The organism is Nocardia sp. NPDC004654 (genome assembly GCF_040609595.1).
Taxonomy (GTDB): Bacteria; Actinomycetota; Actinomycetes; order Mycobacteriales; family Mycobacteriaceae; genus Nocardia.
In genome coordinates this window covers 41,303-59,446 of record NZ_JBEXKI010000012.1, presented here as the reverse complement: position 1 = coordinate 59,446, position 18,144 = coordinate 41,303, and the positions used below count along the sequence as shown (strand labels likewise).

Here is an 18,144-nt window from a genome sequence, read left to right as displayed (position 1 = left end):
GAGCGAATCATGTGCCAGCGCGCCCCGCGCATGCCGGAGCCGAGCGCCAGCGAGGCGCAGGCATGAGCGATCTGCGGCATTTCCTGCGCGACGACGACGTCTCGCCCGCCGAACAAGCCGAAATCCTCACGCTGGCAGCGGCGCTCAAGAAGAACCCCTTCGCGCAGCGCCCGCTGGAGGGGCCGCGCGGGGTCGGCGTGATCTTCGAGAAGAACTCCACCCGCACCAGGTTCTCCTTCGAGATGGGCATCGCCCAGCTCGGCGGGCACGCGGTGGTGGTCGACGGCCGCGACACCCAGCTGGGGCGGGAGGAAACCCTCGCCGACACCGGGCGGGTGCTCTCCCGCTATGTCGACGCCATCGTCTGGCGCACCTTCGAGCAGGTCCGCCTGGACGAAATGGCTTCGGCGGCAACGGTCCCGGTGGTGAACGCGCTGTCCAACGAGTTCCATCCCTGCCAGGTGCTCGCCGACCTGCTCACGCTCCGCGAGCGCAAGGGCGACCTGACCGGGCGCAACCTCACCTACTTCGGTGACGGCGCGAACAACATGTCGCACTCGCTGCTGCTCGGCGGCGTCACCGCGGGGTTGAACGTGACCATCGCCGCCCCAACGGGTTTCGAGCCGCTGCCGTGGATCCTCGAGGCCGCGCGCAAGCGGGCCGCCGAGACCGGCGCGACGATCACCGTGACCGACGACCCGGTGGCCGCCGCCGCGGGCGCCGACGCGCTGGTCACCGACACCTGGACCTCCATGGGTCAGGAGAACGACGGGCTCGATCGGGTCGGCCCGTTCCGCCCGTTCCGGCTCGACGCCGCCCTGCTGGCCAACGCCGAACCCGATGCCGTTGTGCTGCACTGCCTTCCGGCGCATCGCGGTGAGGAGATCACCGACGAGGTGCTCGACGGACCGCACAGCGTGGTCTGGGACGAGGCAGAGAACCGGCTGCACGCGCAGAAGGCGCTGCTGGTGTGGTTGCTGGGCAGACGCGGCGGTGCGGCGTGACCGGGCGACGCACCGCCGGGGTGCGGGGGAGGCGACGATGAGCGAACGAACGACCTGTCAGCGCGCCTCGCACGCCCGAACCGAGCGTCGGCGAAGTGGCGGCATGAGCGAATGGAGTGAGCGAATCATGTGCCAGCGCGCATCGCGCATGCCGGAGCCGAGCGGCAGCGAGGCGCAGGCATGAGCATCGATGCGACGGTGCCCGGCAAGGGCCCCGCGATCGCCCGCACCCGCGCGGGCAGACAGTCGCGCATCATCGAACTGCTCTCCGCGCACGCGGTGCGCAGCCAGACCGAACTGGCCGCGCTGCTGGCCGCCGAAGGCATCGATGCCACCCAGGCGACCCTCTCACGCGACCTCGACGAACTGGGTGCGGTGAAACTCCGCGCGGCCGACGGCGGCGCGGGCGTCTACGTCGTCCCCGAGGACGGCAGCCCCGTCCGCGGCGTCACCGGCGGCACCGACCGCCTCTCCAAACTCCTCGGCGACCTGCTCGTCTCCACCGACGCCAGCGGCAACATCGCCGTCCTACGCACACCCCCCGGCGCCGCCCACTACCTCGCCAGCGCCTTGGACCGCGCCGCCCTCCCGTACATCGTCGGCACCATCGCGGGCGACGACACCATCGCCGTCATCGCCCGCGAACCGTTGACCGGCGCCGAACTCGCCACCCGCATCGAACAACTCGCCTGAGTGGCTGCGGTTTTCGCTTACTCGGGCGCGAGGACTTCGATAGTCGGGCCGGGCTCGGCGAACGGGATGTACACGTGATGGGTCGTCGGGTCGACGGCGATACCACCCATGGAGGAACTACCGGACCGGCGCACGCGGCGCGACGCGGTGACCTGGCGGCTCTCGGTGTCGATCATGGTGACGCTGTCCGTCATATTGGTGACGTAGACGGTGTGCTCTGCCGGATCGACCGCAATCGCCGCGGATACGTCACGCCCCAGCGAGACAGTCCCTGACAGGGAACGCTTTTCGGTGTCGATGAGCGTGACGGAGTGCGCCGCGAGATCGGTCACGTAGGCCGTGCGAGTCCCAGGGACGATGGCGATGCCCTGCGGGTCGTCGGTGACCGTGATCGTGTCGGTCACGGTGTAGGTGCCGGTATCGACGACGGTGACGTCGTTCCCGTTGACGACCCAGAGGTGGTGGGTGTTCGGGTCGACCGCCAACGCCAGGGGGTTGTCGCCGACCGGAATCGTGGCGACGATGGCGCTCGTTCCGGTATCGATGGCCGTCACGGTCCGGTGGTAGTGGTTGGCGACGTAGACGACGTGGCGTTCGGGGTCGATCGTGACCGCGAAGTGGTCGCCTCCCGCCTCGATCTTGTCGCGGACAGACCGGGTAGTCGGGTCGATGACGGACAACGTGCGGGGCGAGGCCAGATAGATCAGATGCGTCCAAGGATCGATCGCCATCGATTGGTAGCGGGCGATTTCACGCCGACCGGAATGGTATCGCTGATCATCCGAGTGTCGGTGTCGATGACGTACAGCGACTCGTCATCATTGCTGAGGACATATGCTCGCCGCACCCCGGAGTCGATGGCGACGGTCTGAGGGTCCGGTACGGCCTGCAGCGAAGCCAGAACTCGGTAGGGGCCGGGACCGACCTCCGCGTACCCGTTGGTGGCCGGATCGGTCGTGGTCGGGGTCGAGATAGTGGTCGAGAGGGTCTCGAGGGAGTTCGTTTGCCTCGGGGAAGCGCAGCCGCCGACGGAAATCCCGACGACGACCGCAAGGCCGATACCCCCGATCAGCCTTGCCCTGAAGCACATTCGCAGAAATCTAGCACCGCCGAGCCGAAGTGCAGTGCCCCGCCGCACTGCCCCGCGCGCCGCGGTTTGCTCGGCGTGATAGGGCAGTGCGGTAGTCCGGCACCCAGCGACGCCTGCTGATCCCGAGTTCTGCGATTCGTCCTCGACTCCCTGTTGGATCGGCCCGAGGGGGACGACTTCACCTCGATGTCGGCGCGGTCTCCGCCGCGGCTTCTCGATCGGGCAGGTCGGCTCGGCGGGCGCCTGCCAATGCTGGATAGATGCTGCGAACCGCAGTAGGAATTTCGCCCCTTGATGCAACCATCTGGTTGCTATAGTCTGATGCAACCAGTTGGTTGCTATATAGGAGGCGCTATGGGATTCCCTGATCAGATCGTCCGGACCATCGAGCTCACCCACCCGCCCGCGAAGGTGTGGGCGGCCCTCACCACCGCCGAGGGCCTGGCGAGCTGGTTCGGCAACACCGCCGAAATCGACCTGCGGCCGGGTGGGGACGTGCGGATGACCTGGACCGAGGGCGCGGCGGCGCACATGCGGGTGGAGCGGGTCGAGGAGCCGACGGTGTTCGGCTACACCTGGCCGATCCACGGGTTGCCCGACGACGACCCGCGGCGCACCTACGTGGAGTTCACCCTCGAACCACACGGCGACGGCACCCGCCTCACCGTCGTGGAGTCCGGGTTCGCGCAGCTGCCCGACGACGCGCACAAGGTGGCGTTCGAGGGCAACGTCGATGGTTGGAAGAGCGAGCTGGGTGAGCTCGTCGAGTACCTCGATGCGGCCTGAACTGGAGGCCACCGCCGAACGGGTCTTCGTCGCGCTGGCCGATCCGAGCAGGCGGTCGGTGCTGGCCGCGCTCGCCGCGCACGGACCGGCCACCGCGACCGACCTCGCCGATCGTCTGCCCATCACCCGTCAGGCGATCGCGAAACACCTTGCCCTGCTGGCTGATGCGGGTCTGGTGATCGCCGAACCCGGTGAACGGCGCCGCGTGCGCTATCGCCTCGACTCCGCACCGATGCAGGTGGCACAACAATTCCTGGCCGCCCTGGCACGCGATTGGGACGGCCCGCTGGACGCGCTCCGCCGGCATCTGGACGGCTGAGCGGGAAGGAAAGACAATGAGCGACAACGATTTCACCGTCACCATCACTGTCGACAAGACGCCCGCGGAGGTGTTCGCCGCCATCAACGATGTGTGGGCCTGGTGGTCGGAGACCATCGAGGGCAGTACCGGAACCGTCGGCGACAGCTACCTTTTCGAGGTACCCGGCATCCATCGCTGCACAATGACGACCACCGAATCCGTGCCTGGCCGCCGCTTGGTCTGGCATGTCACCGACTCGTGGCTCGCGTTCGTCGCCGACACCACCGAGTGGGAGAACACCGACGTCGTCTTCGACATCACCGAAACCCCCGAGGGCACCGAACTGCGTTTCACCCATGTGGGTTTGGTGCCGACGGGCGAATGCTACGAGGTCTGTTCCAACGCCTGGGGTGCTTATGTCACCGGCAGCTTGCGTGGGCTGCTCACCACCGGGGAGGGGGATCCGTTTCGGCGCACCAGCACCGCCGAGTCGGAGTTGCGCAAGCACGGCAACGCCGACCTCGTCGACCTGGACAGGCTCGGCTGATCGGCCCCGCGGCGTGATCATCGTCGTAGTAGTAGTGCACCCGTTCGAACTATGGAAGACGGCGAAGTCTGTACCGAATTGCGTACGTGGTGGGTCTGCTCGCAGGCAGAGCCGCAGAGTGGAGGTCATCATGCGCGCTATGCACGCCACCGAGGCGCGGGCCAACTTCGCGGCAGTGCTCGATGCGGCCACCGAGGACAACGACGAGGTCGTCATCACCCGCAGTGGTGACAGAGAGCCTGCTGTCGTCATCAGTCCGCGCGAATACGAGGCCCTGAAAGAGACGGCCTACTTGCTGGTAGTCGGGCGAATGCTCGTCGTCTGATGGAGTCCATTGACAACGTGGAGCGCGGCCTGGTCGAACCGCGCCCCCTGACCGATGACGGAAGTGTCGAGGCATGAGCCGCAAGGTTCTGTTCGACGCCAACGGGTGGGAGGATTACCTCCACTGGCAGTCCGAGGACCGAGCCACTCTGAAAAAGTGAACCGGTTGAGCGAGGACATTCGCCGCAACGGCAATGCCGAAGGAATAGGCAAGCCGGAGCCGTTGCGACAGAACCTGTCCGGGTGGTGGTCTCGTCGGGTTACCAAGGAGCACCGCCTGGTGTGCCGAGCTGATGACGATGTCGTTGTCATCATCTCCTGCCGTTATCACTACGACGAGTGAATCGCCCTCGGTTGACATCGGATGGCTGTGCGATCGCAGGGTCCCGTATCGGGGCCCAGCTCACAAGCAGATCTTCCGATGGCAACTCCTGGTAGAGTCGAGGGCGCAGATCTCGAGATGCTTGGGCGCATGGCGAATTGGGGGGATAGACAGTCGATGTGGTTGATGGGTTCCATCGACATTCCATGTCTGGGGTCGGCTTCGGGGCGGCTGTTCGGGGTGGAGCCGCGGTGACAGGGCCCTCAGGTGAGTCGTTGTCAGTCGTGCCGGATGAAGTCGCGAAGCTGGGCAACTACGTGTACAGCATCGCCGACGCGCTCCGGACGGCCCTCGACTCGGCCGGACGCGATGTTTCCACGCTCACCTCGAGCGGTTGGGTCGGTGCGGCAGCGGACGGCTTCAGCGAGGGCTGGGGCGAGGTCCAGTCGGGTGGGCAGCGGATCTTCGCGGCCTTGACCACCATGGCCGAAAAGCTCGGCGTCACCGCCGAGACCTATGTGCGGGGCGACCAATCCACCGCCGGAGAGTTCAACCGGCTCGACCTTCCCTAGCTGCTATGAGCGATTCGTTTTCCGTCGACCTCGATCAGGTCGAACACATCATTGCGAGACTGACGGCTCTCGCCGGTTTCATCGCCGATCATGTCGATCAGATCGATGACAAGGCTGCGGCAACGTTGGCCGGCACGGGCTGGGAAGGTGTTGCCGCCCAGGCGTACGACACCTTGCAGCAGCAATGGTCGGCAGGTGCTCGTGAATTCGTGGAAGGTATTCGCGATATGAGTGCGGCAGCCAAAGCCGCGCACAGTTCGTATACCGACGCGGGCAACGTGAATACCCGACTCTTCCGCAGTAAATAAGGAGCCGGATTGTCGCCGATCACAGTTGACCCCGAAGCGTATTACGCCGCAGCGAAAGCCGTTTTCCGCGAGTACACGTCGGTCATCGAATCCGTCAGTGGGAGCCTGAATCCTGGCCTCGCCGCGAGCCAAGGGATGGCGGGAAACTATCCGGCTGTCGCGCCGTGGGTAACCAGGTACTCCTACGTCGCCGCCGATCTCGAAGGGGTGCTCGTCGCCTACGGCAACGCGCTTCTCACCATGGGCGACATGCTCAACCTCGCCGGATACACCTGGGCCAAAGCGAACTACGACGCGAACCCGGTAACCAACAAGGGCGTCGAACCCGCCATGCCGCCCCCGCGGATCGGGCCATCATGGGACGACAAGAGCATCGACATCCCCGATCCGATGCCCGCCCCATACACCACCCCCGATCGCGGTTTGCTGACGAACCCGAACACACTGCGCGACAAGGTCACCACCGTGCTCCGGCAGAACAACGCGCCGGTGCCGACCGGCGACACCGATGCCCTCGCGGTGGCGAGCGCTGGTTGGCGTGCTTTCAGCGAACAGGACGCTTGGATGGGCGGACCGGCGCGCATCCAAGCGGTAATCGCTTCCTTCGACACGGTGGCGTCGCCCGAGAAGAGCGACGTCACCGATATGTTGGGCATTCTGGCCGGTGCTCCTACGGTCATCGCCGAGGTGGCCAAGGGGTTCGCCTCGGCCGCCGAGGCGCATGCCACTGAGCTCGTCAGTCTGCGATCGGCCCTGGTATCGAACGCCGGTTCTGCCTTTCCCGAGAGTGGAACGTCGTCGTCCAGCTCGAATACCGCCGTCACCATCGCTTTCACCGAGGAACCCGACGACGCGACTCTGACGTCCGGCGCCGCGACGCTCGCGTCCGCCATCTCCGGTCACCCGCTGTACGCTTTGCTCGCAAAGCCTGAAATCGCCGGTGCCGACGCTCTTCCGCAACTGAAGGCGAAGCTGGAAGAGATCATGACCTCGCCCATCGACGAGCTCACCAACCGCGCCACCTGGAAGTCCTCAGCCCCCAAATGCGAGCTCAACCCGGAAGGCCATCGCGACTACGGAGGGTCCAACGACATCGTGAAAGGCTGGATCGACGACGCCGTGAAGTACGGCAACGCCGCGGGTGTCGATCCCAAGCTGGTGCTGGCCATCGTGTACAACGAGGGCGGAAACCGTGCGGATACGCCGCTTGAACAAGCGGGCAGCGGATTTTGGGACGCGGCGAGGGAAATCCTCAACCCGATCCGTGAGGTAACCAGTCCGGTGGATATGGGAATGTCGCTGGGGCTGACCAACATCAAAGAAAATACCTACGAAGAATTACAGAAGGCGTACCCCAAGGAATTCGGTTCGATCCCGTGGGCGCGGGTGCAGTACGATGACTCGGTGGCGATCATGGCGGCCGCATATAGCCTGAAGCGCATCCAGGAACAATACGGCCCGAGGGTTCCGGACGAGATGAAAGAGAAATATAGCACCAACGAGTTCATGGCCGCCGGATACAACTCGGAACTCGCAATGGAAGATTATCTGCAACAAGCAGATCTCGGCCCGCAGGTCAAAAACTATCTTGCGATGAACGAGCGGTCGTACGCGAAAGCTTCTGAATTGATAGACGGAGCCTACACATGTCGATAACACAATGGAGGCGTAAGATCGGGCGGTTAACCGCCTACGGCGCTCTCGCGGTCGTCATAATCGTTCCGCTGGTTTTCATCGGCCTAGTGATCCGTGCGAAGCTGGACCCACCTCCGGCGATGCGGCATGCCACCGCGACCGAAGTGACCGGATATGAGACCGTTTCCACCGAGAAGAAGGATCTCAGCGGCGGCTTAGTTGTTTCGAAGGTCTTCATCGGTCCCGTGATCGACCGGCCACAGGACCGCATAGTCTCCCCTGGTACGAGACTCGACGACATGGACAGGCCTGGTCCGCCGGGCGTCCACTGGCTTGTTTACGGTAAATACGCAGATGGTTGTCACATCAGCGTCGATCGCGTGGCCGGCGGAGTCACCCTACGCACAGCCGACGGACTGTCGGACACCCAACGCGACGAAGTATCCCGCGGCGAAAAGCTGGTGCTGGTTGCGAAATTCGCGTGCGGGGAGGGTTAGGTCCGTGTGAATAGCTCGCGATGAACGAGGCACGTACGAGCTCCTAACAGGTTCGGCCGGGTGGCGTTGATTCCTGTTGCAGTGCAGTATGTTTCGTCGTGGCGGCACCGTGGGTCGTGGATGACGAGTTGTGGGCAGTGATCGAACCGCTACTGCCGGTCCGGGCGCCGGGTACGCCGGGGCCGGCGCGGATGGACGACCGGCTGGTGTTGCAGGGGATCTTGTTCGTGCTGTTCACCGGGATCGGGTGGGAAGACCTGCCCCAGGAGCTGGGCTTCGGGTCCGGCATGACCTGCTGGCGGCGGGTGCGGGACTGGCAAGCGGCCGGGGTGTTCGAGGCGATACACCAGGCGATGCTCGCCCACGCCAACAGCGCCGGGTTGATCGATTTCGACCGGGTCATCGCCGACGCCTCGCACGTGCGGGCGAAAAAAGGGGCGCCGCGACCGGCCCGAGCCCAGTCGACCGCCGCAAGACAGGATCGAAACACCACATCCTGACCTGCGGAAACGGTCTACCTCTCGCGGTCGCGCTGTCGGGCGCCAACGTCAACGACCACCTGATGCTGCCGGAGTTGCTCGACCGGGTCCGGCCGCTGCGCGGCAGAACGGGGCGGCCTCGCCACCGGATCAAGGCACTGATCGCGGACAAGGGCTACGACTATCCGCGCGTGTATGACGAACTGCGGCAACGGCGTATCACCGGCTACATCCCCCGCCGCGGCACCCACGACAAGGTGACAGGGCGATGGATCGTCGAACAATCCCTGGCCCTGCTGCACCAGTACCGCCGCCTCGCCACCCGCTGGGAACGACGCACCGACATCCACCAAGGACTCCTCGACCTCGCCGCCGCCCTCATCTGCTGGCGAAGACTCCGCAACCGAACCTGATAGGTGCTCTACGCAAAGGCTTCCGAATTGATAGACGGAGCCTCCACATGCCGATAACGAGATGGAGGCGTAAGCTTGGGCGGTTCACCGCATACAGCGCCCTTGCCGTCGTCATACTCCTGCCAGTGGTTTTCATCGGCATGGTCATCTGGGCCCAGATCAGTGCAAAGCTGAACCCGCCCCCGGCGATGCGGCATGCATCCGCGACCGAAGTCGCCGGATACGAGAACGTCTCCACCACCGAGGCGCATATCGACCGTTTGGCCGTTTGGAAGGTCTTTATCGGTCCCGTGGTAGACCGGCCACAGGACCGAATCGTCTCCCCGGGCACGACGCTGAAAGACATGGGCGGCGCCCTTCGCCCGGATGGCGGCGCCTGGCTTGTCCACGGCAACTACGCAGACGGCTGTTACATCAGCGTCGATCGTGTAGTCGGAGGGCTCGCCCTACGCACCGCCGACGGGCTGTCGGACGCCCAACGCGACGAGGTGTCCCGCGGCGAAAAGCAAGTGCTGGTTGCGCAATTCGCATGCGGCGAGGGCTAGACCCCAGCAGCGCGGTGCCGGTGGGAATTCGGACGAACGCTGCCGCGCTACGCGTTCGCCGCGGCCTGGTCGGCTCGATCGGGTAGCGCCGTAGTGCGAATGTTCTTGACAATCGCGACTATTCGGTCCACGTCGTCCTCGGAGAAGATGTCTTCCGGTCCGGTCGGCGCCACCGACTTGAACGGCGGCTCATACAGCGCGCCCACGTCGATCACCCCGTTCTTGGTGATGTAGTCGATCAGCAGTGTCAGGAAGTGGAGCTGGTTCGCGGTGAGGGTGCGGCCGGTGTGGAACTCGTCGAAGGCGGCGGTGGCCGCGGCGGCGTCGAGGCCGATGAGCGAACGCAGGAACAGGCCGAGGCCGCCGTGGGTGGTGGCGGCGTGCTCGATGTCCTCGAGGGTGCCGAAACCGTTGTCGAGGAAGATCTGTTCGAGTTCGCCGAGGTCTGTCGAGGTGATCTGCTTGTTGCGCAACAGCTTCTGCACTGCGAGCACGTCTTCGTGGCTGCGCAGGTAGGTGCGGACCTTCGACTCGAAGCGCGCCATGCCTTTGCCCGCGCCGGGTAGCACGGTCATCTCCACGTCGATGACTTCGCCGAGTTCGTCGCGGAAGTCGGTGTAGAGCGGGTTCTGGGTGCCCTTCGACGGAATCGCTTTGACGAGCCCCCGCAGCCGTCGTCGCAGAGTCTCAAGCATGGGGACGGTGACGTCCTCCCACCATGCGTCGCCGGCCACGTCTTCTATGAACGCGTGGCGCTGCCTGATGGCGGTGATGTTGTTCAGGCTTGGGTCCAGCAGCGCGCTCGCGACCTCCTGGACTTTCTCGCGCAGTCCGTCGTAGGTGGTGTCGGCGGTCAGGTGCGCCAGTTGCACGCGCAGCGCGAGCAGATCGAATCGCTTCGCCGCCGGGCTGGAGTCGTCGTCGGCGAACTGGGTGTGCAGGCCGGCCAACTTGCCGACCTCGACGCGGACCTCGGGGGTGGCGATGTCCCAGCTGTTCGGATCGGTGAACTTATCGACGTGCCGCAGTTCTTTGCGCTTCCACGTTCCGCGTGTTTATGCTCGCCACTTCCACCCGGAGACGTTCGGCGAGCTGCCACCGCACGTCCAGCGGGCCGCCCCTGTGATCATGGCGATGAGGTATCGAAGGGCGGGGGCAGGTTTCGGGTGAGTGGACGAGTCGGCGACCTAAGGATGCCAGATTCACGAGCACGACAACCGATGACGATTGCTCACCGGAACTTGGGGTACGCGCGACGCGAATGACGAGGCGAGATCGAATAGCGCAGCCCTGGGGAGGCCGGACGCCAATCAGCACAGGCGGGGCGACCACGGAGGGCGGGTCCGTAGTCGGTTCCAATGCGAACTGCAATGATGTCCGGTATGAGCGCGCCCGATGAGCAACAGGTACTGCGTGTGACGGCCGAGGAGTTCGCCGAAGGGGCGACTGCCGAACTCGGCGACATCGAGATCGTCGATGGGCGCGTGGTGCGACTCATGGCTCAGAGCCCGGTGCACAGCCGCGTGGTTCGACGGCTGGCGGGGATGCTGGAGGCAGCCCGGCGCGACGGCGGGCCGTGCATGGTGGTGGACTCCGACGTTGCCGCGCGATTCGCCGATGCGGATTCCGCAACAGCTGATCGGCGGCTGAACGTCCGCTACCCCGACATCTGGATTCGGGACTGCGAACCCTACGACGTCAACACGGTGCGTGATCACATCCTCCTGGTGGTCGAGGTCACCTCCGAATCGACCATCGACGCCGATATCAACGACAAGCGAATTCAATACGCGACCGCAGGCATTCCTCGGTATCTGATCGTCCGGCTGGACCAGAAGGAAGAACGCATCGAAGAGGTTGAGGAGTACCGTCTCGATTGGTCCGGTCGGCGCTACGCTGCCCACACGGTCCACCGACGTGTATTGCTCCTCGACGACCCGGTCGAGGCGACCATTCCCTTCGATGTACTGGAACAGCCGTAGCGACCAGTTGCTTGATTCCCCTTGTGTGCCATCGCGCTGACCTCGAGCCGTGCCGTGCGAGTCTGGTCCATCCGGTAGTGGTTCGGCCCCTGTCTTGCCGCGGCGGCCACGGAGGGGGAGGTTCGGGCCGTCAGGGGTGGGGCTGGTCGGCTGCTAGAGTCGGGTGTCGAAGTCGGCGGTCGAAGGGGAGGGCATGGCGCGCAGGATTGCGGGAGTCGTTGTCGCGGCGGCGATCGTCTCTGTTGTAGCTGCTTGTGATGGGATGACCGAAGGGTCGCCGTCGACCAGTATCAGCGCGGCGGAGGCGCCGTTGTTCAACCCGTGCACTGGGATTCCCGATGATGTGTTGAGGTCGGCTGGGGTCGATCCGGCGACGGAGGAGAGCGGGGTCGCGGGGGTGCATCAGCATGGGTGGGAGATCTGCGGGTGGATAGGGAAAAAGTATGCGATCACGGTGTATTCGACGCGGCGCACCGTGGCGGAGTTCGAGCAGAAGCCGGGCAATGTCGATTTCCGGGACGTAACAGTCGCGGGACGCCAGGGGCGGCAGTTCAAGGTCGAAGGGGCTTCAAAAAATCTGGACTGCAGCGTCCTGTTCCCTGCGTCGCAGGGGGGAGTCCTGCAGTTGCAGATCGGTAACAGGGCTTCGCTCGATGACCCGGAAGATCCGTGCACGGTGCTGTATAGAGTCGGTGAATCAATCGTTCCGGTTCTTCCGGCCTGATCCGGGGAGGGGGCAGGGATGAGTGAGCAGAATGTAGCGCTGTGGCGGTCGTTCGCCCAGCAGGCTCGGGCCGGGGAGCTGTACCTCGACGACGAGGCGGCGGCACGCCAAGTGATAGCCGCCTGCAAACAACGTCTCGACGACCTCGATCGGCTCCGGATTATTGCCACTCGGTGTGAGAACGTATCTGGTTTTGGCGATTTCGATATGGCTGACGTACTGGCTGACAAGTTCCTCAAGCAGGCGACCGGCACCGACAACTCGATCGACTCGATCATCACCAAAGACATCGAAGTCGTGAAAGATATGCGCGACATCATGGCAATCTCCATCGCGCGTCTCAAAAACCAGGACTACACGAATTCGGCGACGATCACCGCGATCATCGATTCCGTAGGGGAACCACAGTGACGGGCATGAACGTCGGCATGTTCAGTTGGAGCGCAGGCGATATGGGCTCCGCCATGCTGGAAGGCCTGACCGATTGGATCGCCGGGGAAGAGCGGAAACCGGGCATCAGGCCGGGAGATATTCAGGGGCAATTCAACCGGCAGCGTGATGATGTCCGGGGCAAAGCCGACGATGTCGGTTTCGATGGCGCTTTCCATCCGCGGGAAGTGCTGGAAGAGGACGAATTCGAGGACGACGATGTCGCCACTCTGCGCAGGAAGGCCGACGCGATCGATCTGACGGCGGTCGGCAACCTGATCGCCGCTTGGCAGGAGGTCGGGGAGCGTGCGCGCGAATCGCTCGAGACGTTCACCGGCGCTATCACCCGTTTGACCGAGGAGGGGGTGTGGCGCGGCGCGTCGAGCGACGCCGCCGTCGCGGGTGTCCGCGACTACGCCACCCACGGTGCGCAACTGCCGAACGCGGCGGCACTCACCAGCAACAAACTCGCCGAACTCAAAACGGGATTGGAACCGACGAAGCTGCTGGTCCCATATCCGCCCGACGACCGGTCCTTCACCGACAACGCGCGTTCGTGGATCGCGGGTCGCGGCTGGCGCAGCAACTCCGAAGCGCAGGACACCGCGAAGGCCGAGGCGCTGCGGGTGCTGACGACGGTGTTCGCTCCGGTCATCCGGGAATCGGACACGAATGTGCCGGTCCTTCCGCAGCCGTACAACCCGGTGCAACCCGGTGATAATCCGCCGCCAACCGGTCCCGGTCCCGGCCCGGGCAGCCCTGGACCAGGCCCCGGCGGCCCCGGCCCGGGCGGCGGCACCCAACCGGAACCCGACCCGGACACCCCCACCGACGACCCGGACAACTCGGATCAAACAAACCCGAGCGGAACCGATCCGACCGCAACCGATCCGGCGTCCACGAATCCGGCGTCGACCACTCCGGCGTCCACGCCCACGACGAACCCGACCGGCTTGCCCGATCGCCCCGGGCCGGGCCCGGGAACCCCGGGTTCGCCAGGTCCGGGTGGCACGCCCGGGGTGCCCTCGCCCGGCGGCTCCATCCGCGGGGTGCCGCTCACGGCCACCACCGGCGCTCCGGCGTCGGCGGCGAGTCCGGCGACTCGCGCGGCGATGAGTGGTTTGGGCGGTCTCGGAGCGCCCGGCGCGCGCGGCGGGCGCTCCGAGGAGGAGTCGAGCAAGGGCATACCCGACTACCTGATCAGCAGGGAACACGGTGAGGAACTGACCGGGCTGAAGGACCTGCCCAAGGTGGTGCCCCCGGTGATCGGGGAGTGAGACGAAGCGCTGTTCGCCTGTGCACGAGCGTTTTTCGACAGGCCGCACAGTCACGGACGACGCGGCCGAATGGGGCGAGATCATGAATACCGTGCGACAGTGGCGGTTCACCGCGCTCGAATTCCGGACGCTGTGGGAATCCACGGGCCGCGACGTGCTGCCCTATCCGTTGCGCCACCAGTTCACCACCCAGTACCGCTCGGACAGCCTGCGGTTGCGGCAGGCGGCCGCGCTGGCGGTGCGGCCGCAGCTCGACGACGACCTGGTGCGGGCGGTGCACGTGCTGTTCGCGCCCGAGGCGCGCATCGAGCTGGCGGGGTACCTCGGCGTCCGGCGGGACCGTGAGTTGCGCGCCCACGCCGGCGTGCACGACGAGCACGGCGCGCTGGCCGTGCAGGAACACAGCGGCGAGGGGTACGGCGACGTGACGCTGACGTTCCTGCCCGCCGCCCGAGTGGCTCGCGCGGTCGTCGACGTGCTGCCGGAATACCCTGCGGGACAGCGTGAACCGATGACGATCCCGGTCGAAGAACTGGAGGGCCCGCCTCCCGCGGTGCGCGACGCGTGGCGGCCGACACCGCGCCAGGAGTTCGAGAAGTTCTTCGCTCGCCCCGTCCGCGCGACCGTCCACGTCGGCGTCTACCCGTGGGGCAGCGCCGACAACCGGCACATCAAGGGCCGCAAGGACTTCCAGATCACGGACTTCGACGGTGACGGCCGCTACGTCACTTTCGGCACACGCATGGTCATCGCCAAACCCACCACTCGCGAACGCATGACGGCGACGGTGCACGAGATGATCGGCCGCACCGTCGAAGAAGTTCGCTCGGGTAGCCACCCGCCCCGCTGATCTCCCGGCGCGCTGCGTTCGGATCTGGCACAGCGCTACCGAGGTGCCGCTTCCGCTCCGCTCGATCGGGTAGCGCTGTCCCGCGGATGACGATCTGGTGTATCGAAGGGATATCCCCTAATGTAGGTATGTACCTACCTAGGGATGGTGTCGATGACCACGATGAGTGCTCGTGAGTTCAACCGCGACGTCAGTGCGGCCAAGCGCGCTGCGTCCCATGGTCCTGTCGTGATCACCGACCGCGGCGAAGATGCCTTCGTGCTGCTCTCGATCGAGGAGTATCGGAGGTTGCGGGCGGACAGTCAGGACCTGGTGACTCGGTTGAGCATGGAGGACGACGATATCGACTTCGATCCGGCTCCGCTGCGTATCGAGCTGAAGGCGCCGACGCTGTGACATTCCTGCTCGACACGAACGTCATCAGTGAGCTGCGGAAATCGTCGCAGGTGGCGGATCAGTCGGTTCGGGCCTGGGTCGCGGGGCGAAGGCCATCGGAGCTGTATTTGAGCGTCATCACTGTGATGGAAATCGAGGTCGGCATCGGCCGGGTCGAACGACGTGACTCGACCCAGGGAAAGCGGCTGCGAATGTGGCTGGAGGACAAGGTGCTCGACGCATTCGCGGGCCGGATTCTCGACCTGGACCTGGCAACCGCGCGCCGCGCCGCGCAGCTGCACGTGCCGGACCCTCGCCCCGAACGCGACGCCATGATTGCCGCGACGGCCAGCGAGCACGGCATGACGGTCGTCACGCGAAACGTCAAGGACTTCGGCCCGATGGGCGTGCCGGTAATCGACCCATGGAATGGGTGAGTAGGAGTTAGCGGGATCTGTGGTTCGCGGTCGATGCCCGGCACCGCCAGGCCCTGGCCCGCCCCGGCGGCGACGAACACCAGCGGGGCGAGCCCGGCGCGCAGGCGGCGTGTCTAGACGATCTGGACGGGCACCGGTCTCCCGCTGTCACTCGCGGGACAGCATGGCGACGGCTTCGCGTTCGAGGTCGACGTACGGTTCGCCGCTGACGTCGACGGCCACCCGGTGCAGGGTGCCGCCGGTGAACTTCCACGGGAAGGTTCCGGGGTAGTCGTCCGTGACGGCCTCCGCGCTGTCACGACCCGCGTGGAGCCCTTCCCCCGCGATGCTGAACTTGCCCGGCTGGGTTCTGATCCGACCCTCGCCGACCTTGCGTTCGCCGTAGTAGAGGCTCAGCGTGCCCCGCGCGGTGCCGGGCGGATCCTCGCTCTCCTTGTCGAAGGAGGCGGCGAGGATCAGGTTCTGGCCGGTGGGCAGGTCTTCGTCGGCGCTGATCCGCTGCTCGTCGCTGCCGAGGAAGTTGTAGACGTAGTGCAGCCGGTTGTCCTTGACGTACAAGGCATGTCCGCCGAACCGGCCGCCGTGGGAGAACAGCACCCCGGCCGCACCCGGTTCGGGCAGGTCGACCAGCGCGCCGATCGCATAGGAGCGGTTGCGGATGTTCACCGCGACCGACTCGGGCACCTCGGCGCCGCCGGGCCGGTAGACGTAGCGGTTGCGCGGCGGTGCGAGCTGGGGGCGCTGGGTGGTCAGGATCTCGACGCCGGACCGATCGTCCAGCGGGAACGCCTGATTGGCGCCCGCCTCGTAGAACCACAGGCCGATGAGTTCGGCGAGCTTGCCGGGTTCCTCCGCGGCGAGATCGTGCAGCTCGGCGCGGTCCCGGTCGACGTTGTAGAGCTCCCAGGTGTCATCGGGGAAGTGACTCCACCCGCTGAGGGTCGGGTGGGTGGTGACCGCTTTCCAGCCGTCGTGCCAGATGCCTCGGCCGCCGAGCATCGAGTAGAACTGGGTGTGTTTGGCGGTCGGGATGGTGGCCGCGTCGAAGCTGTAGCGCATGCTCACGCCCTGGATCGGTGTCTGGGCGTGGCCCTTCACCGTGTCCGGAAGCTCCATGCCGAGGCAGTCCAGCAGGGTGGGCACCAGGTCGACCGCGTGGTGGTACTGGTCGCGGGTCTCGCCGTGCGCCTGAATCCCGGCGGGCCAGGAGATGAGGCACGGGTCGCACGTGCCGCCGTTGAACGAGTACCGCTTCCACATCTTGAACGGGGTGTTGAAGGCCATCGCCCACCCGTTCGGGTAGTGGTTGTAGGTCTTGGTGCTGCCCAGGTCGTCCAGTTTGCTGAGGTTCTCGGCCAGGTCGTCCGGGACGCTGTTGGCGATCTTGTTCTCGTTGACCGAGCCGTCCGGGCCGCCCTCGCCGCTGGCGCCGTTGTCGGAGACCACGACGATGATGGTGTTGTCCAACTGCTCGATCTTCTCCAGGTAGGCGAGCAGTCGGCCGATCTGGTCGTCGCAGTGGGAGAGGAAGCCCGCGTACACCTCGGCCATCCGGCAGTACAGACGCTTCTGATCGTCGGAGAGGCTGTCCCATGGACGGGTGTAGTCCAGCGGTGGGAACGGCTGACCGTCCGGGCCGCTGCGGGTCTCGGGGGTGCCGATCGGGTTCAGCGGCGGCAGCTCGGTGTTCTGCGGGACCAGCCCCATATCCTGCTGCCTGGCCAGGATCTGCTCACGCATCACCTCGTAGCCCGCGTCGAACCGGCCGCGGTAACGCTCGATCCATTCGCGCGGCGCGTGGTGCGGAGCGTGCGCGCAGCCCGGCGCGTAATAGAGGAACACCGGACGCTCGGGGGCGATCGCCTTGACGTCATCGATGTACTCGATGGCCCGGTCGGTGATGTCGACACTGAAGTGGTAGCCCTGCTCGGGCGTGGCGGGCTGCTCGACGGGATGGTTGTCGTGCACCAGATCCGGATACCACTGGTTGGTCTCCGCGCCGAGGAAGCCGTAGAAGCGCTCGAAGCCGCGGCCGACCGGCCAGTTTCGTTTGGTGGACGCCAAGTTCATCTCGTCCTCGGCGCACAGATGCCACTTGCCGACCGCGGCGGTGCTGTAGCCCCGCTCGACCAGGATCTCGGCGAGGGTGGCGCACTCCGGCGGGATATGGCCATTGGCGCCGGGGAAGCCGACGGCGCATTCGCTGATGCAGGCCATGCCATTGGTGGTGTGGTTGCGGCCGGTGAGCAGGCAGGAGCGGGTCGGTGAGCACAGCGCGGTGGTGTGCCACTGGCTGTAGCGCAGCCCGCTCGCGGCGATCCGGTCGATGTTCGGTGTCTCGATCGGTCCGCCGTAACAACCCATGGCGCCGAAACCCACGTCGTCGAGCACGATGTAGACCACATTCGGGGCACCGGCGGGGGCCTTCGGCTGCTCGTACGGTCCCCAATCCGGGATCGAGTCGCGGATGTCGAGGTTGACCACACCGCGGAAAGGAATTGCCATGGTGTTCTCCTCAGGTACAGCCCCCGGCCGCCAACCTAGGTAGTCGCGA

22 protein-coding genes and 1 pseudogene are annotated in these 18,144 nt (G+C 65.6%); 20 read left to right on the top strand and 3 right to left on the bottom strand.

All coding sequences use genetic code 11. The features are described 5' to 3' along the window. Window positions 1-62: 62 nt before the first annotated feature. Window positions 63-1,004 (top strand): ornithine carbamoyltransferase, encoded by a 942-nt coding sequence (gene argF, locus ABZV58_RS32510; protein WP_355004024.1) that lies wholly within the window; start codon window positions 63-65, stop codon window positions 1,002-1,004. 180 nt (window positions 1,005-1,184) lie between these two features. Continuing rightward, on the top strand, window positions 1,185-1,697 hold the full coding sequence (locus ABZV58_RS32505) for an arginine repressor (RefSeq protein WP_355004023.1): 513 nt from the start codon (window positions 1,185-1,187) through the stop codon (window positions 1,695-1,697). A gap of 17 nt (window positions 1,698-1,714) precedes the next feature. On the opposite strand, the gene ABZV58_RS32500 is transcribed toward ABZV58_RS32505, so the two are convergent. Further along, a complete protein-coding gene (locus ABZV58_RS32500) occupies window positions 1,715-2,428 on the bottom strand; it encodes a YncE family protein (protein WP_355004022.1) in 714 nt (237 codons plus the stop codon). A gap of 713 nt (window positions 2,429-3,141) precedes the next feature. Between ABZV58_RS32500 and ABZV58_RS32495 the strand changes: the two genes are divergently transcribed. The 11 genes and pseudogenes from ABZV58_RS32495 to ABZV58_RS32445 all read left to right on the top strand — a co-directional run bounded on the left by ABZV58_RS32495 (window position 3,142) and on the right by ABZV58_RS32445 (window position 9,516). Further along, window positions 3,142-3,573, top strand: a complete 432-nt coding sequence (locus ABZV58_RS32495; RefSeq protein WP_355004021.1) for an SRPBCC domain-containing protein — start codon at window positions 3,142-3,144, stop codon at window positions 3,571-3,573. Further along, window positions 3,563-3,892 carry a metalloregulator ArsR/SmtB family transcription factor gene (locus ABZV58_RS32490; protein ID WP_355004020.1) on the top strand — a complete coding sequence of 110 codons (330 nt, stop codon included), beginning with the start codon at window positions 3,563-3,565 and terminating at the stop codon, window positions 3,890-3,892. Before ABZV58_RS32495 ends, ABZV58_RS32490 begins: the two co-directional genes overlap by 11 nt. Window positions 3,893-3,908: 16 nt before the next feature. Next, complete coding sequence (locus tag ABZV58_RS32485) at window positions 3,909-4,421, top strand: SRPBCC domain-containing protein (protein WP_355004019.1); 513 nt, start codon at window positions 3,909-3,911, stop codon at window positions 4,419-4,421. A gap of 130 nt (window positions 4,422-4,551) precedes the next feature. After that, entirely contained in the window at window positions 4,552-4,746 is a 195-nt protein-coding gene (locus ABZV58_RS32480) for a type II toxin-antitoxin system Phd/YefM family antitoxin (RefSeq protein WP_355004018.1), read from the top strand. Window positions 4,747-4,819: 73 nt separating this feature from the next. Continuing rightward, window positions 4,820-5,088 (top strand): annotated as a pseudogene (locus ABZV58_RS32475) (Txe/YoeB family addiction module toxin). 254 nt (window positions 5,089-5,342) lie between these two features. Continuing rightward, window positions 5,343-5,639, top strand: a complete 297-nt coding sequence (locus tag ABZV58_RS32470; RefSeq protein WP_355004017.1) for a WXG100 family type VII secretion target — start codon at window positions 5,343-5,345, stop codon at window positions 5,637-5,639. 5 nt (window positions 5,640-5,644) lie between these two features. After that, window positions 5,645-5,947 (top strand): WXG100 family type VII secretion target, encoded by a 303-nt coding sequence (locus tag ABZV58_RS32465; RefSeq protein ID WP_355004016.1) that lies wholly within the window; start codon window positions 5,645-5,647, stop codon window positions 5,945-5,947. Between the two features lie 9 nt (window positions 5,948-5,956). Beyond that, window positions 5,957-7,603, top strand: a complete 1,647-nt coding sequence (locus ABZV58_RS32460; RefSeq protein WP_355004015.1) for a hypothetical protein — start codon at window positions 5,957-5,959, stop codon at window positions 7,601-7,603. Continuing rightward, the gene (locus tag ABZV58_RS32455) at window positions 7,594-8,079 is read left to right on the top strand and encodes a hypothetical protein (protein WP_355004014.1); all 486 of its coding nucleotides are present in this window, start codon (window positions 7,594-7,596) and stop codon (window positions 8,077-8,079) included. Before ABZV58_RS32460 ends, ABZV58_RS32455 begins: the two co-directional genes overlap by 10 nt. Before the next feature lie 98 nt (window positions 8,080-8,177). Next, window positions 8,178-8,971 (top strand): IS5 family transposase gene (locus ABZV58_RS32450; protein WP_355004013.1). Its coding sequence is split into 2 segments (ribosomal slippage): window positions 8,178-8,523 and window positions 8,523-8,971, totalling 795 coding nucleotides; the frame shifts between segments, so codons are not numbered across the junction. A gap of 125 nt (window positions 8,972-9,096) precedes the next feature. Continuing rightward, window positions 9,097-9,516: a hypothetical protein gene (locus ABZV58_RS32445; RefSeq protein ID WP_355004012.1), complete on the top strand. Its 420-nt coding sequence runs from the start codon at window positions 9,097-9,099 to the stop codon at window positions 9,514-9,516. Window positions 9,517-9,563: 47 nt separating this feature from the next. Here the strand turns inward: ABZV58_RS32445 and ABZV58_RS32440 are convergent, their stop codons facing one another. Beyond that, window positions 9,564-10,466, bottom strand: a complete 903-nt coding sequence (locus tag ABZV58_RS32440) for a type I restriction-modification enzyme R subunit C-terminal domain-containing protein (protein ID WP_355004011.1) — start codon at window positions 10,464-10,466, stop codon at window positions 9,564-9,566. A gap of 432 nt (window positions 10,467-10,898) precedes the next feature. Between ABZV58_RS32440 and ABZV58_RS32435 the strand changes: the two genes are divergently transcribed. From ABZV58_RS32435 to ABZV58_RS32405, 7 genes are all read left to right on the top strand, one after another. Beyond that, window positions 10,899-11,498 (top strand): Uma2 family endonuclease, encoded by a 600-nt coding sequence (locus tag ABZV58_RS32435; protein WP_355004010.1) that lies wholly within the window; start codon window positions 10,899-10,901, stop codon window positions 11,496-11,498. A gap of 193 nt (window positions 11,499-11,691) precedes the next feature. Continuing rightward, complete coding sequence (locus ABZV58_RS32430) at window positions 11,692-12,222, top strand: DUF3558 domain-containing protein (protein ID WP_355004009.1); 531 nt, start codon at window positions 11,692-11,694, stop codon at window positions 12,220-12,222. Window positions 12,223-12,240: 18 nt separating this feature from the next. Further along, a complete protein-coding gene (locus tag ABZV58_RS32425; RefSeq protein WP_355004008.1) occupies window positions 12,241-12,633 on the top strand; it encodes a hypothetical protein in 393 nt (130 codons plus the stop codon). A gap of 5 nt (window positions 12,634-12,638) precedes the next feature. Further along, a complete protein-coding gene (locus ABZV58_RS32420; RefSeq protein ID WP_355004007.1) occupies window positions 12,639-13,928 on the top strand; it encodes a hypothetical protein in 1,290 nt (429 codons plus the stop codon). 82 nt (window positions 13,929-14,010) lie between these two features. Next, on the top strand, window positions 14,011-14,778 hold the full coding sequence (locus tag ABZV58_RS32415) for an ESX secretion-associated protein EspG (RefSeq protein ID WP_355004006.1): 768 nt from the start codon (window positions 14,011-14,013) through the stop codon (window positions 14,776-14,778). Between the two features lie 153 nt (window positions 14,779-14,931). Next, on the top strand, window positions 14,932-15,174 hold the full coding sequence (locus ABZV58_RS32410) for a type II toxin-antitoxin system Phd/YefM family antitoxin (protein WP_355004005.1): 243 nt from the start codon (window positions 14,932-14,934) through the stop codon (window positions 15,172-15,174). Continuing rightward, window positions 15,171-15,590, top strand: coding sequence for a type II toxin-antitoxin system VapC family toxin (locus ABZV58_RS32405; RefSeq protein WP_355004004.1), 420 nt, complete (start codon window positions 15,171-15,173; stop codon window positions 15,588-15,590). The genes ABZV58_RS32410 and ABZV58_RS32405 overlap by 4 nt, the downstream gene beginning before the upstream one ends. Before the next feature lie 147 nt (window positions 15,591-15,737). Here ABZV58_RS32405 and ABZV58_RS32400 read toward each other — a convergent pair whose 3' ends face one another. Beyond that, a complete protein-coding gene (locus ABZV58_RS32400; protein ID WP_355004003.1) occupies window positions 15,738-18,095 on the bottom strand; it encodes an arylsulfatase in 2,358 nt (785 codons plus the stop codon). Window positions 18,096-18,144: the final 49 nt, after the last annotated feature.